Here is a 12799-nt window from a genome sequence, read left to right on the forward strand (position 1 = left end):
CCCGTGCATCTCGCGTCGCTCATTGAGCGACGCGAATCACGACCTTGCCGAAGTGCTGCCCCGACTCCAGGTACGCATACGCCTGCGGCGCTTCGTCGAAGCCGAACACGCGATCGACCACCGGCTCGATCCGTTTCGCGTCGACGAGCCGCACGACGTCGTCGAGCATCGTGCGGCTGCCGACCATGAAGCCGTGCAGCCGCCGGAAGCCGCCGATCAGCGGCAGCAGCGCGAGTTCCGGGCCGCCGAAGCTGCTGAGTCCGCCGATCACCGACACGAGGCCGCCCAGCTTCGTCGCGGCGACCGAGCGCGGCAGCGTATCGCGGCCGCCGACTTCGACGACCAGATCCGCGCCGGCGCCGCCGGTGAGCCGCAGCACTTCGTTTTGCCATTCGGGTGTCGCGCGATAGTTGATCGTTGCGTCCGCACCGAGTGCGCGGGCGCGTTCGAGCTTCGCGTCGCTCGACGAGGTCACGATCGTGCGCAGCCCGGCCGCCTGCGCGAGCTGCAGCGCGATGATCGACACGCCGCCGGTGCCGAGCAGCACGACGGTCGCGCCCGGCGCCAGCCCGCCGTCGACGAACAGCGCGTTCCACGCGGTGACGCCCGCACACGACAGCGTCGCCGCCTTGTCGTAGTCGAGATGCGCGGGAATCGCCACCAGCGCCGTTTCGTCGGCGACGAAGCGTTCGGCCAGCACGCCGTCGAATTGCGCGCCGGGCGAGCCCGACACTTTGTGCGGCGTCGGCGGCCCGTCGATCCAGCGCGGGAAATAGGTATTGATCACGCGGTCGCCCGGCTTGAAGCGCGTGACGTCGCGGCCGGTCTCGACGACTTCGCCGGCGCCGTCGGCGACCGGGATCAGCGCGTCCTTTCCGATGCCGAGATAGTCGCCGCGCGCGAACATCAGGTCGCGATAATTCAGCGCGGCCGAGTGGATCTTCACGACGACGTCGGTCGGCCCGACCGGATGTTCAGTCGCATCGACGCGACCGAGCCCGGCAATGCCGTCGCCCGGTTTGATTTGCCATGCATGCATGTCGGCTCCTTTTCGAGATAGTCGGGACTATCATAGTGTCGCGCCCGGGGACGCATTGGCGAGAATTCGGCCAATGATTGTCGCCGGTGCGGACACAACCCTGTCATCCCCTTTCATCGGAGCGGAACGACATGGACGAACGGCTCAGAGGCGTCGCCGAATTCGTCGACGTGGTGGAATCGGGCAGCTTCGCGGCGGCGGCGCTGCGCCTCGGCATGACGCGCTCGGCGGTCGCGAAGATCGTCGCGCGGCTCGAACAGCGTCTCGGCGCGAGGCTGCTGCAGCGTACGACGCGCCAGCTCGGCCTGACCGACGAAGGGCACGTCTATTACGAGCAGTGCCGGCGGGTGCTCGCCGAACTCGGCGAGACGGAGGCCGCGCTCGACGCGGGCCGCCGCGAGCCGGTCGGGCGCGTGCGCATCAGCGTGCCCGTGCTGTTCGGGCGGCAATGCGTGGCGCCCGTCGTGCGGCGCCTCGTCGAGCGCCATCCGCGGCTCGAAATCGACGTGTCGTTCAGCGATCGCGTGGCCGACCTCGTCAACGACGGTTTCGACCTGGCGGTGCGCATCGGCGAACTGGCCGATACGAGCGCGCTGGTCGGCCGCAAGCTCGGCGTGCAGCGCATGGGCATCTGCGCATCGCCCGCGTATCTCGCGCGTCACGGCCGGCCAGCGGGGCTCACCGAACTCGCGTCGCACGTCGGCATCGCGTATTCGCGCGGCGGACAGCCGGCGCCGTGGCGGATCATCGGCGCGGACGGTGCGGTGCACGACCATCGCGCGGCCGGCCGCCTGCGGTTAGACGACCTGCAGGCGATTGCCGACGCGGCCGCCGCCGGTGCGGGTCTCGCGTGGCTGCCGTGCTGGCTGATGGCGCCGTACGTGCGCGACGGCCGTCTCGCGCTCGTGATGGACAGCGACAGCGTATCGGGCGCCGAGGTGTTCGCGGTGCGGCCGGCTGCGCGCCACGTGCCGTCGAAGGTGCGGGTGGTCGTCGATGCGCTGGTCGACGAGATTCCGCGGATGCTGGCGTCGGACGACGCGAATGGGGAGCGCGCATGACGGCGGCCGATTCTCCATGACGGCGCGCAATCCGGTTGGCTGCACGTCGCGCTTGCTCTCGTCTCACATATCGAGAAGGTAACCGGTAAGGCGCTACGTATTCTTTTCCATTGTCTCCAACGCTCGGCGTAACAATGTCAGTTCGATCACTTCGAGTTGGTACGCGAAGCGCGACTGGACCCGCCTCATCATCATGGAGCCGACGGACAATCCAAAGACGAGGGCGATACCCCAGAGAATCGCCGTGTTGATGAAGTTTCCGGAGACGAATCCGCTCGCCAGCGTATTCCCCAGCCACGGCAATCCACCCGCATCCTTAATGTTGGTGAACGTGATGGCAAGAAGCGCATATGCTGCCGCGCCGCTACCAAAGAATGAAGCGACACGCGAATCGAGGCGTTTCACCTTGATCTGCAGGCAATGCTGCGCGCATTTGAGGGTGTCGTCCGCATAGCTGTTCAGCAATCGGGCGTTCTTTTCGTCGGTTTCTATCTCGCGGATGAGCGTATCCAGCGCTTCTTGCTTCCAGTGACACATCTTTACGACGCCGACGATGGGTTCCACAACGAGAGAGAGCAGGCTGAGGACGACTGTAAAGGTATAGAGTGTGACTGCCGGAATCACCTGCCACTCGGCAGCCGCCAATTTATGCCACCCGGCTAACAAGAGGAGCAGCAGAAAGCAGAAGCCGCCACTGCCAAGGAGAAGTGTGGAGGCCTTCCGCGCGCGCTCCATAGACAACGTTTTTATTGGACGGTAAGGCTCGCAAGTATCGAGCGTTTTCAGTAGTTCCGTGATTTTCGACATGACGACTCCGATGAAAATTCGATGGTTGGATGGCGTGCCTGCATGGTCTTGAAAGCGACATCAACATGCGGATGCGCGCGTGAACGACGGCGCACGACGGGATGATGGGGCGGGGATGCGCATTCCTGTCTCGATTACGGTTTGGAAAGCATGGGCAAGCACGCGCTGCTTGAGCCGCATATTCCCGCACCCCGTTAGCATGTGACGAATCCGACTTTGGGCGCCGCGCGAGCAACGCTAAGATCGCCGCTCCCGTAGCTCGAGCGTCAACAAAAATGAAAAAGTCCGTGTCGCCGTTGCATGCCGTTCGTTTCCGTGTCGTCTGCGCCGCGATTGCCGGCGCGGTGTCGCTCGCGTCGTGCGGCGGCGTCGACAGCAATCCGCCGCCGCAGGCCAGCGCGACGCCGTCGGCCAAGCGCCCGAACATCCTGTACATCATGGCCGACGATCTCGGCTATTCCGACATCCACGCATTCGGCGGCGAGATCAATACGCCGAACCTCGACGCACTCGTCGCATCGGGCCGCATCCTGTCGAACCATCACACGGGCACCGTCTGCGCGATCACGCGCGCGATGCTGGTGTCGGGCACCGATCACCATCTCGTCGGCGAAGGCACGATGGGCGTGCCGACCGACGAGCGGCGCGGGCTGCCCGGCTACGAGGGCTACCTGAACGATCGCGCGCTGTCGTTCGCGCAATTGCTGAAGGACGCCGGCTATCACACCTATATCGCGGGCAAGTGGCACATCGGCTCGGGAATCGTCGGCAGTGCGACGGGCAGCGGGCAGACGCCCGACCAGTGGGGCTTCGAGCGCAGCTACGTGCTGCTCGGCGGCGCGGCGACGAACCACTTCGCGCACGAGCCGGCCGGCTCGTCGAACTACACGGAAGACGGCCGCTACGTGCAGCCGGGCCAGCCCGGGCAGCCGGGCGGCGCGGGCGGCAGCCCGGCCGTGTTCTATTCGACCGATTTCTATACGCAGAAGCTGATCTCGTACATCGATGCGAACAGGCAGGACGGCAAGCCGTTCTTCGCGTACGCGGCCTATACGTCGCCGCACTGGCCGCTGCAGGTGCCCGATCCGTGGCTGCACAAATACGCGGGCGTGTACGACGCCGGCTACGATGCGATCCGCAACGCGCGGATCGCGCGACAGAAGGCGCTCGGCCTGATTCCGGCCGATTTCAAGCCGTTCGACGGGCTGCCCGAGGCGACGACGGCATCGCCCGCGACCGCGAACAACGGCACCGCGAACGCGAAGTACATCAGCGCGGTACATTCGGCCGCGGACGGCTACAGCGACTACGGCACCGGCAAGGTCGACAAGCTGTGGTCGAGCCTGTCGCCGGCCGAGCGGAAGGCGCAGGCGCGCTACATGGAGATCTACGCGGGGATGGTCGAGAACCTCGACTACAACATCGGACTCCTGATCCAGCATCTGAAGGACATCGGAGAATACGACAACACGTTCATCATGTTCCAGTCGGACAACGGCGCGGAAGGCTGGCCGATCGATTCCGGCGCGGACCCGACCGCAACCGATACCGCGAACGCGCAGGAGCCGGCCTATTCGGCGCTCGGCACCGACAATGGCAAGCAGAATGCGCAGCGCCTGCAGTACGGGCTGCGCTGGGCCGAAGTGAGCGCGGCGCCGTTCCGGCTCACGAAGGGCTATTCGGGCGAAGGCGGCGTATCGACGCCGACGATCGTGCACCTGCCGGGCCAGTCTCAGCCGTTGCCGACGCTGCGCGCGTTCACGCACGTGACCGACAACACGGCGACGTTCCTCGCGGTCGCGGGCGTCACGCCGCCGTCGCAGCCGGCGCCGGCGCTCGTCAACACGCTGACGGGCGTCGACCAGAACAAGGGCAAGGTCGTTTACAACAACCGCTACGTGTATCCGGTCACCGGCCAGTCGCTGCTGCCGGTGCTGACCGGCTCGGCAACGGGCGAGGTGCACACGACGCCGTTCGGCGACGAAGCGTACGGCCGCGCGTACCTGCGCAGCGCCGACGGCCGCTGGAAGGCGCTGTGGACCGAGCCGCCGCTCGGGCCGCTCGACGGTCACTGGCAGCTGTACGATCTCGCGTCGGATCGCGGCGAGACGACCGACGTGTCCGCGCAGAACCCGTCGGTGGTCGGCACGCTCGTCGACCAGTGGAAGGCCTACATGAGCAACGTCGGCGGCGTCGAGCCGCTGCGTCCGCGCGGCTATTACTGATCGCGGGGCGACACGATGCGGTTGCGTTTCTGGACGATCGGCGCGGCGCTGGCCGCCACGCTGTTCGCCGCCGCATTCGCGGCGGGCTATGCGAATCCGGCGGCGCCGGCAGGCGACGCGTTCGACGAGCTGAATCGCGGCCGCGCGCTCGCGCCGCTCGGTTCGGAGCGCGCGTGCGAACGCTATTCGGGGCTGCCCGCGAAGTGGCGCGACGATCCGAAGGCCGGAATGGTGCATCTGCGCGGCGGCGCGTTCGTGTTCGGCAGCACGCGCGGCTATGCGGACGAGCGTCCGGCGGGCGACGGCCGCGCGCGCGTCGGCGGCTTCTGGATCGACCAGACCGACGTGACGATCGCGCAGTTCGCGGCATTCGTGCAGGCGACCGGTTACGTGACCGAGGCCGAGCAGCAGGGCGGCGCGGCGGTGTTCCATGTGCCGACGCGCGACGAGCTGAATGCGCGCGACCTCGCGTGGTGGTCGTGGGTGAAGGGCGCGTCGTGGCGGCATCCGCGCGGGCCCGGCAGCAACGTGGACGGGCTCGGCAACCTGCCGGTGACGCTCGTCACGCAGCGCGATGCGCTCGCGTATGCGCACTGGCTCGGCCGCGACCTGCCGACCGAGGCCGAATGGGAATATGCGGGCAAGGCCGGCCGCGACGACGCATCGCTCGATGCGGCGCCGCGCGATGCGCACGGCAAGCCGGCCGCGAACTACTGGCAGGGTGCGTTTCCGGTGCTCGACTCGGCCGAGGACGGCCATGCGGGGCTGGCGCCGGTCGGCTGCTATGTGGCGAACGGCTTTCGTCTTTACGACATGATCGGCAACGCGTGGGAATGGACGAAGGACGCGTACACGGGCCCGCATCAGTCGCACACGAACGGCGATACGGCGGCCGTCGCCCCGCCGACGCACCGGCACGATACGCCGATGGTCATCAAGGGCGGCTCGTTCCTGTGCTCGCGCGATTACTGCGTGCGCTATCGCGCATCGTCGCGCGAACAGCAGGAAGCCGATCTCGGCGCGTCGCATATCGGCTTCCGCACGATCCTGAGGGACGCGTCATGACGACGCGCATCGGGCGTTGGGTGGCGGCCTGGCTGCTGGCCGCATGTGGCGTCGTGCATCACGGCGCGGCGATGGCCGCCGAAGCCGCCGCTCCGGCTGTGCGCGTGGGCGTCACGCGCGGCGTGCATGCGCAGATTCTCGACGAAGTGAAGCGGGTGGCGGCCGCGCGTGGGTTGAGCGTCGACGTCGTCGAATTCGACGATGCGTCGCGCATCGACACGGCGCTGGCCGACGGGCGCATCGACGCGGCCAGCTTCGAGGATGCGCAACAGCTTGCCGCGACGCGTGCGCGCAAGCGCTATGCGCTGACCGAAGTCGCGCCGACGGTCACGCTGCCGATGGCGTTTTATTCGCGCAAGCTGAAGCGCCTGAACGAACTGCAACCCGGCGCGACGGTCGCGCTTCCCGCCGATCCGCGCGGCATGGCGCGCGCGCTCGTGCTGCTGCAGAACGACACGCTGGTGACGCTGCGCGAAAATGCCGGCCTGCATCCGACGCTGCGCGACGTGACGGGCAACCGGCTCGGGCTCAAATTCGTCGCGCTGCGCCGCGACCGGCTTTACGCGGCGCTCGACACGGCCGCGTTCGTCGCGATCGACAGCGACGACGCGGCCCGCTTCGGGCTGCAGCCGGCGCGCGACAGCATCAGCCTCGAGGACGCCCGCTCGCCGTATGCGAACGTGCTGACGGTGCGCGACGCCGATCGCGCGAAGCCGTGGGTCGCGCAGCTCGTCGCCGCGTATCACTCGGACGACGTCGCGCGCTTCATCCTCACGCGCTACCAGGATTCGGTGCGGCGGCCGTGGTAGACACCTGGCTGCTCGCGTGCAACGCGTGCGGACGCTGCTGCAACAGCGCGCCCACGTTGTCGTTGCGCGAGCTGTTCCGGCATCGGCATCGCTTCGTCGGCGCGTTGACGATTCGCCGCGTGCCGAAGCGGCGGATCGGCGAACGCTGGCAGGCGGGCGGGCGCGAGCATGCGCTCGATGCGGCCGACGTCGCGGCCGCCGATGCGCTGGCGGACCGGTTGTTCCACCGCGGCGGCGGCGTGCATGGCGAATGGCTCGCGCTGACGCTGCAAGGCTACGACTATCCGTCGCTGGGCCGCTGCGCGGCGCTCGCCGACGACGGCCGTTGCGGCGTGCACGCGAACAAGCCGTCGATCTGCCGCGCGGTGCCGCTCGATCCGATGCTGCCCGACCGGTTGCAGTCGCGCGTGCTCGTGGCACGGCGCGACGATGCGGCGTGGCTGGGCGCGAACTGCATCGTCGAGGCGGGAAGCGGGCAATCCGCTGGCGAGCGGGCGTTTCCGATTCCGCTGGTGACGGCCGGGCAGGTCGCGGATCGTGCGGCGCTCGACGCGCATCGCGATGCGCTCGTGTTCGAGCGTGCGGTGTGGCGCGACGCCGTGTTCGCATCGTTGACCGACGGCGGGCACGACGTGCGTCATGCGCTGTCGCGGCTTGCGCCCGGCGGCTACCTGACCGTGTCGATCGTGCCGGTGCTGTTGGCCGTCGCACCGGTTTCCGCGCATTGTCGCGCACTGTGCATCGACTTGATCGATGCTCAACTCGCATTGATCGGCACCCGCATCGAAGCGGCGCTGGCGCGCCGACGAGCCGACGACCGGCCGGCAACGCACGAATTGCGCGGCTTCGCGCAGGCGCTGGAACGGGCGCGACGCGCGCTTGCGGCCATGCCGGCTCCGGCAGCCGCAACGCATGAGGACGCGCCGCGCATCGACGCGTGGCTCGACGATCGCGTCGACACCGATTCGCTCGCCGCCTGACGATCGCGGTACGCCGCGCGTGCCTTACACTTGCGCTCTTTCAATCGTTGCAGAGCGGGCGGACATGTACGCGTCGACCTTCATTTTCCGTGCCGGGCAGTACGACGACGAATTCCACCGGCTCGACCGGCAGATCGCCGACGTGGCGCGCGCGACGCCCGGCTATCTCGGCGAGGAAACGTGGGAGAACGCGGAAGCTGGCCTGATCCAGAACGTCTACTACTGGGAATCCGAGGCGGCGCTGCGGCAATTGATGCAGCATCCCGCGCATCTCGAAGCCAAGGCGAAGCACGCGCGCTGGCTGGACGGGTATCGCGTCGTGATTTCGCAGGTGCTTCGCGAGTACGGCGACGGCAAGCTGACGCCGCCGCGTGCGGGGCCCTCCGCGTAACGGCTGCCGGTCAGGCGGTCGCGCCGGCGTCTCCCGGCGTGGCCGGTTCGCGCGCCGGGCGCTCCCAGATCGGGAACGTCGCGTTCTGGATCGACGTCTGCGCGTCGATGACCTTGCGGTGATCGATGCCGGGCAGGTCGAGCAGCCGATCGACCGCCGCCTTCGCGCCCTCCGCATCCTGCGGGAATGCGCACGCGAATTGCCTGCTCGTATCGAACAGGACCCACCAGACATCCGACGCGAACGGCCCCTGGTCGTTGGTTTCGATCAGGATCGCGCCGAGGTCGGACAGCGCGATGCCTCGCGTCGCTCCGGTCCGGTCGGTCGACTCGATGCGCGTATCGGTTGCCGTCACGGTCCAGCCGCGCGGCCGGGCATTCGGCCGGGCCGCGGTGCGGCGGCCGGTGCCGGTCGGCACGGCCGCATCCGCGGCGCCGGCGGCAAGGCCCGGCGCTCCGTCCTCCTGCACCCCGCGCCCGTCGATCCACGGTAGCGCGGCGGCGCCCGCGATCGCTGCAATCCACAAGTAGTATCCGGCCCCGAACGTACGGATCGTTTCGTAGTTCGCGTCGGTCGGGATCGTATGCCACCCGAGCGCAAAGACCACGACCACGGCCAGCAGCGCCGACACGGTACGGCTCGGCCTGAGTAGCGCGACGACGAGCAGCGGGTTGCCGAGCCATGCGAATTGCAGGTCGAGGATCGCGAGCGGCCCGAGCGCGAGCACGGTGTAGCCGTGCCACCAGCTCACCGCGCCGGCCGCATTCGGCGGTTCGGCCGCGACGGGCAGCAGCAGCGACGCGACATACAGCGCGACGATCACGATGCGCGCGAGGGTCAGGCGGGGCGAAGCGGAGCGAATCTGCATGTTGCCTTCCCGTGGTGCACGATCATGCGAAGCGACGAATGCCGGACGGCCGGGCCGTCATTCACGACGCGCGGCGCCGATGTGGCGACGCGCCGAACGCGATTGTGGGCGATTCGCGCCGCGATGTCGAACGCGCGATATCCGGCGCGTCACGGTCAAAGCGCTTCGACCAGCAACCGCGTGCTCTTCTCGCAATACTCGTGACATGCCGCGCGCGCGGCGATCGATGCGCCGTGAACGAACCGCGGCGCGTCGGCCCGCCGCGACATCGACACGACGATCGACGGCGGCGACGGCTGCAGCGGCAGCTCGACGACTTCGCCGCTTTCGATCAGCGCGTCGACGAACAGCACCGGAATCGCGGCGACGCCGAAGCCGTCGCGCACCAGTTGCACGATCACCGAGATCGACGGCGACCCGGTGATGCGCGTCTCCGACAGCGGCACGCCGTGCGCGTGCGCGAGCGTGCGCACGATGTCTTCCAGCGCGCGATGGGGCGCGGTGCCGCGCCCGTAGGTGAGGATCGGCTGGCGCAGCACCTGCCGCGCGAGGCCCGTGCGCGTGTTCGGCAGCAGCCCGGCGCGCGCGATCCAGCGCACCGGGTAGTTCGCGAGCGCATCGCATACGACCGACGCCTCGTCGCTGCCCTCGACGCGGATGATCAGGTCGAGCTCGCCGGCCATCAGCCGGCGCTGCAGCACGACGCTGACGTCGACGGTCAGGTCGATCTCGAGCTGCGGATAGTCGGCCGCAAGCCGCCGCATGTAGTGCGGCAGCCAGCTGTGCACGACCGTCTCGATCACGCCGAGCCGCAGCTTGCCGCGCAGGGCGCTCTCGCCGGACGCGGCCGCCTGCAGCTCCTGCGTCGCCTCGACCACCGCTTTCGCATAGCCGAGCAGGTATTCGCCGTTCGGCGTGAGCCGGAATTCACGGCTGTCGCGATCGACGAGTACCGTGTGCAGTTCGTCCTCGAGCGCCTTCAGGCGCTGCGAGATCGCGGCCGGCGTCGCGTGCAGCGCAGCCGCGGTCGTGCGGAAGTTGCGCAGTTTCGCGAGCGTGACGAAGGTTTCGAGAAAACGCGTGTTCATGGCGGTCGAGCGAGCAGTGGATGCGCAGCTTGCCGCCGACGAAAATTGAACGGGACCGGGGAAAACCCGCGGATCCGTTAAGAAATTCTATACAGCGGGCGCAAAAAAACTCGTTGGCGACAAAATTTTTTCCTTTCTATTCTTCGCCGTATCCGATGACACACCACCGTCATCGCCACGTCATCCCGACCCGAGACCGATTCTCATGACGCCTTCCGAATTCCGCCAGTCCGTGCGCCGCGGCGCGTTCCGCGGCCCGACCGCCGGCCATTGCGGCCCATTTGCCCAGGCGAACCTGGCGATCCTGCCCGACGCGTACGCGCACGATTTCCTGCGCTTCTGCCAGGCCAACCCGAAGGCCTGCCCGCTGCTGGGCGTCGGCGAACCGGGTGCGTTCCGGATCGACGCGCTGGGCGAGGATCTCGATATCCGCACCGACGTGCCGAGCTACAACATATATAGGGACGGCCGCCTGACCGAGCGCGTCGAGTCGCTCGAAGCGCTGTGGCGCGACGATTTCGTCGTATTTGCGATCGGCTGCTCGTTCTCGTTCGAGGACATGCTCGCCCGCGAAGGCATCGGGCTGCGCCACGTCGAAGAAGGTCGCAACGTGCCGATGTACCGCACGTCGATCGCGAACCGCCGCGCGGGCATCTTCGGCGGCCAGCTGGTCGTGTCGATGCGGCCGCTGCGCGGCGCCGACGCGATCCGCGCGGTGCAGATCACGAGCCGGTTCCCGGGCGTGCACGGCGCGCCGATCCATATCGGCCACCCGCGGGAACTCGGCATCGAGAATCTGAACGCGCCCGAATTCGGCGACGCGGTGACGATTCGCGACGGCGAACTGCCGGTGTTCTGGGCGTGCGGTGTGACGCCGCAAACCGCGCTGATGGACGCGAAGCTGCCGATCGCGATCGCGCATACGCCCGGCCACATGCTGATGACCGACATCCCGAACGCGTCGCTGGCCGTGTTCTGACGCGGCCGGCATCCGGTACGCCACGCACATACGACACACCGCACCCCACGCCCTTTGACGGCGCACAACGACAGGAGCATCACCATGGAAAGCAAGACCTTCGCGGCGCCCGCCGCCGAGCCCGCGAGCCGCGAGCGCAGCGGCCTGTTCTCGTGGTACGCGGATGCGCAGCCGCGCGAGCGCCGCGCATTCTGGAGCTGCAAGGTCGGCTACATGCTCGACGGGATGGACACGCAGATGCTGTCGTTCGTCATCCCGACGCTCGTCGCGACCTGGGGCATCTCGCTCGCCGACGCAGGCTTCATCGGCACGGTCACGCTGCTCGCGTCGGCGCTCGGCGGCTGGATCGCCGGCATCCTGTCCGACCGCATCGGCCGCGTGCGCACGCTGCAGCTCACGGTGCTGTGGTTCGCGGTGTTCACCGCGCTGTGCGGGCTCGCGCAGAACTACCACCAGCTGGTCGCGGCGCGGGCGCTGATGGGCTTCGGCTTCGGCGGCGAATGGACGGCCGGCGCGGTCCTGATCGGCGAGGTGATTCGCGCGCGCGACCGCGGCCGGGCCGTGGGCCTCGTGCAATCGGGCTGGGCGATCGGCTGGGGGCTCTGCGCGCTGCTGTATGCGCTGCTGTTCTCGGTGCTGCCGGCCGAGCAGGCGTGGCGCGCGCTGTTCCTCGTCGGGCTCGCGCCCGCGCTGCTGGTCGTCGCGATCCGTCGCTACGTGAAGGAGCCCGACGTCTACGAGAAGGAAAAGGCCGCGCAGGCGAAAGTGGCCGACGCGCCGCGCCTCACCGAGATCTTCGCGCCGAAGCTGATCACGACGACGCTGCGCGCGGCACTCCTGACGACCGGCGCGCAGGGCGGCTACTACGCGATCACGACGTGGCTGCCGACCTTCCTGAAGACCGAGCGGCATCTCACCGTGATGGGCACCGGCGGCTATCTCGCGATGATCATCTTCGGCTCGTGGGTCGGCTACCTGACGAGCGCGTACCTGACCGACCGCCTCGGCCGCAAGCCGAACTTCATCCTGTTCGCGGTCGGCTCGATGGTGATCGCGTTCTCGTACACGTCGCTGAACCTGACCAACGCGTCGATGCTGTGGCTCGGCTTCCCGCTCGGCTTCTTCGCCTCGGGCATCTTCTCGGGGATGGGCGCGTTTCTCACCGAGCTGTTCCCGACCCGCGTGCGCGGCTCCGGCCAGGGCTTCTGCTACAACGTGGGCCGCGCGATCGGTGCGCTGTTCCCGTTCCTGATCGGCGCGCTGTCCAGGCAGTACGGGCTCGGCACGAGCATCGGCATCTTCGCGGTCGCCGCCTACGGCGTGGTGATCGTCGCCGCGCTGACGCTGCCCGAGACCCGCGGCCGCGAACTCGACGCCGCCTGACCGACGGCGGCGGCCGGCCGTTCGTTTTTCTTCCCCTTTCATCGACACCGTGACACGGCGCGCGACGCGCGCCGTGCGGCGGCGCTCGTTCCTCGAATCAACGA

Annotated in this window: 12 protein-coding genes; 8 read left to right on the forward strand and 4 right to left on the reverse strand. The window is 68.3% G+C overall.

Annotated elements, in window-relative coordinates; all coding sequences use genetic code 11:
- Window positions 1-19: 19 nt before the first annotated feature.
- Window positions 20-1039, reverse strand: a complete 1020-nt coding sequence (locus tag CFB52_RS17815; protein WP_099317080.1) for an NAD(P)-dependent alcohol dehydrogenase — start codon at window positions 1037-1039, stop codon at window positions 20-22.
- 131 nt (window positions 1040-1170) lie between these two features.
- Here CFB52_RS17815 and CFB52_RS17820 point away from each other — a divergent pair, with 131 nt between their 5' ends.
- A complete protein-coding gene (locus tag CFB52_RS17820) occupies window positions 1171-2100 on the forward strand; it encodes a LysR family transcriptional regulator (protein WP_099317081.1) in 930 nt (309 codons plus the stop codon).
- A 93-nt stretch (window positions 2101-2193) separates the two neighbouring features.
- Here CFB52_RS17820 and CFB52_RS17825 read toward each other — a convergent pair whose 3' ends face one another.
- Window positions 2194-2907: a hypothetical protein gene (locus tag CFB52_RS17825; RefSeq protein WP_099317082.1), complete on the reverse strand. Its 714-nt coding sequence runs from the start codon at window positions 2905-2907 to the stop codon at window positions 2194-2196.
- Window positions 2908-3182: 275 nt separating this feature from the next.
- On the opposite strand from CFB52_RS17825, the gene CFB52_RS17830 reads away from it, so the two are divergent.
- The 5 genes from CFB52_RS17830 to CFB52_RS17850 all read left to right on the forward strand — a co-directional run bounded on the left by CFB52_RS17830 (window position 3183) and on the right by CFB52_RS17850 (window position 8377).
- A complete protein-coding gene (locus CFB52_RS17830; RefSeq protein ID WP_099317083.1) occupies window positions 3183-5132 on the forward strand; it encodes an arylsulfatase in 1950 nt (649 codons plus the stop codon).
- A gap of 15 nt (window positions 5133-5147) precedes the next feature.
- Complete coding sequence (locus tag CFB52_RS17835) at window positions 5148-6197, forward strand: formylglycine-generating enzyme family protein (protein ID WP_099317084.1); 1050 nt, start codon at window positions 5148-5150, stop codon at window positions 6195-6197.
- Window positions 6194-7006: a MetQ/NlpA family lipoprotein gene (locus CFB52_RS17840; protein ID WP_099317085.1), complete on the forward strand. Its 813-nt coding sequence runs from the start codon at window positions 6194-6196 to the stop codon at window positions 7004-7006. The genes CFB52_RS17835 and CFB52_RS17840 overlap by 4 nt, the downstream gene beginning before the upstream one ends.
- Entirely contained in the window at window positions 7000-7986 is a 987-nt protein-coding gene (locus tag CFB52_RS17845) for a YkgJ family cysteine cluster protein (protein ID WP_099317086.1), read from the forward strand. Before CFB52_RS17840 ends, CFB52_RS17845 begins: the two co-directional genes overlap by 7 nt.
- Before the next feature lie 64 nt (window positions 7987-8050).
- Window positions 8051-8377, forward strand: a complete 327-nt coding sequence (locus tag CFB52_RS17850; protein WP_099317087.1) for an antibiotic biosynthesis monooxygenase — start codon at window positions 8051-8053, stop codon at window positions 8375-8377.
- 10 nt (window positions 8378-8387) lie between these two features.
- On the opposite strand, the gene CFB52_RS17855 is transcribed toward CFB52_RS17850, so the two are convergent.
- Window positions 8388-9245, reverse strand: a complete 858-nt coding sequence (locus CFB52_RS17855) for a hypothetical protein (protein WP_099317088.1) — start codon at window positions 9243-9245, stop codon at window positions 8388-8390.
- A 155-nt stretch (window positions 9246-9400) separates the two neighbouring features.
- Window positions 9401-10333, reverse strand: coding sequence for a LysR family transcriptional regulator (locus tag CFB52_RS17860; protein WP_059579973.1), 933 nt, complete (start codon window positions 10331-10333; stop codon window positions 9401-9403).
- 205 nt (window positions 10334-10538) lie between these two features.
- Here CFB52_RS17860 and CFB52_RS17870 point away from each other — a divergent pair, with 205 nt between their 5' ends.
- Together CFB52_RS17870 and CFB52_RS17875 are read left to right on the forward strand one after the other, a co-directional pair.
- On the forward strand, window positions 10539-11312 hold the full coding sequence (locus CFB52_RS17870) for a putative hydro-lyase (RefSeq protein WP_099317090.1): 774 nt from the start codon (window positions 10539-10541) through the stop codon (window positions 11310-11312).
- A gap of 84 nt (window positions 11313-11396) precedes the next feature.
- Complete coding sequence (locus CFB52_RS17875; RefSeq protein WP_059579978.1) at window positions 11397-12695, forward strand: MFS transporter; 1299 nt, start codon at window positions 11397-11399, stop codon at window positions 12693-12695.
- Window positions 12696-12799: the final 104 nt, after the last annotated feature.

Source organism: Burkholderia sp. AU18528 (assembly GCF_002223215.2).
GTDB classification, from domain to species: Bacteria; Pseudomonadota; Gammaproteobacteria; order Burkholderiales; family Burkholderiaceae; genus Burkholderia; species Burkholderia semiarida.

Coding starts and splice junctions, on each gene's coding strand:
- CFB52_RS17840 (WP_099317085.1), top strand. CDS start 6,194: ATGACGACGCGCATCGGGCGTTGGGTGGCGGCCTGGCTGCTGGCCGCA.
- CFB52_RS17855 (WP_099317088.1), bottom strand. CDS start 9,245: ATGCAGATTCGCTCCGCTTCGCCCCGCCTGACCCTCGCGCGCATCGTG.
- CFB52_RS17820 (WP_099317081.1), top strand. CDS start 1,171: ATGGACGAACGGCTCAGAGGCGTCGCCGAATTCGTCGACGTGGTGGAA.
- CFB52_RS17825 (WP_099317082.1), bottom strand. CDS start 2,907: ATGTCGAAAATCACGGAACTACTGAAAACGCTCGATACTTGCGAGCCT.
- CFB52_RS17850 (WP_099317087.1), top strand. CDS start 8,051: ATGTACGCGTCGACCTTCATTTTCCGTGCCGGGCAGTACGACGACGAA.
- CFB52_RS17875 (WP_059579978.1), top strand. CDS start 11,397: ATGGAAAGCAAGACCTTCGCGGCGCCCGCCGCCGAGCCCGCGAGCCGC.
- CFB52_RS17835 (WP_099317084.1), top strand. CDS start 5,148: ATGCGGTTGCGTTTCTGGACGATCGGCGCGGCGCTGGCCGCCACGCTG.
- CFB52_RS17815 (WP_099317080.1), bottom strand. CDS start 1,039: ATGCATGCATGGCAAATCAAACCGGGCGACGGCATTGCCGGGCTCGGT.
- CFB52_RS17830 (WP_099317083.1), top strand. CDS start 3,183: ATGAAAAAGTCCGTGTCGCCGTTGCATGCCGTTCGTTTCCGTGTCGTC.
- CFB52_RS17860 (WP_059579973.1), bottom strand. CDS start 10,333: ATGAACACGCGTTTTCTCGAAACCTTCGTCACGCTCGCGAAACTGCGC.
- CFB52_RS17870 (WP_099317090.1), top strand. CDS start 10,539: ATGACGCCTTCCGAATTCCGCCAGTCCGTGCGCCGCGGCGCGTTCCGC.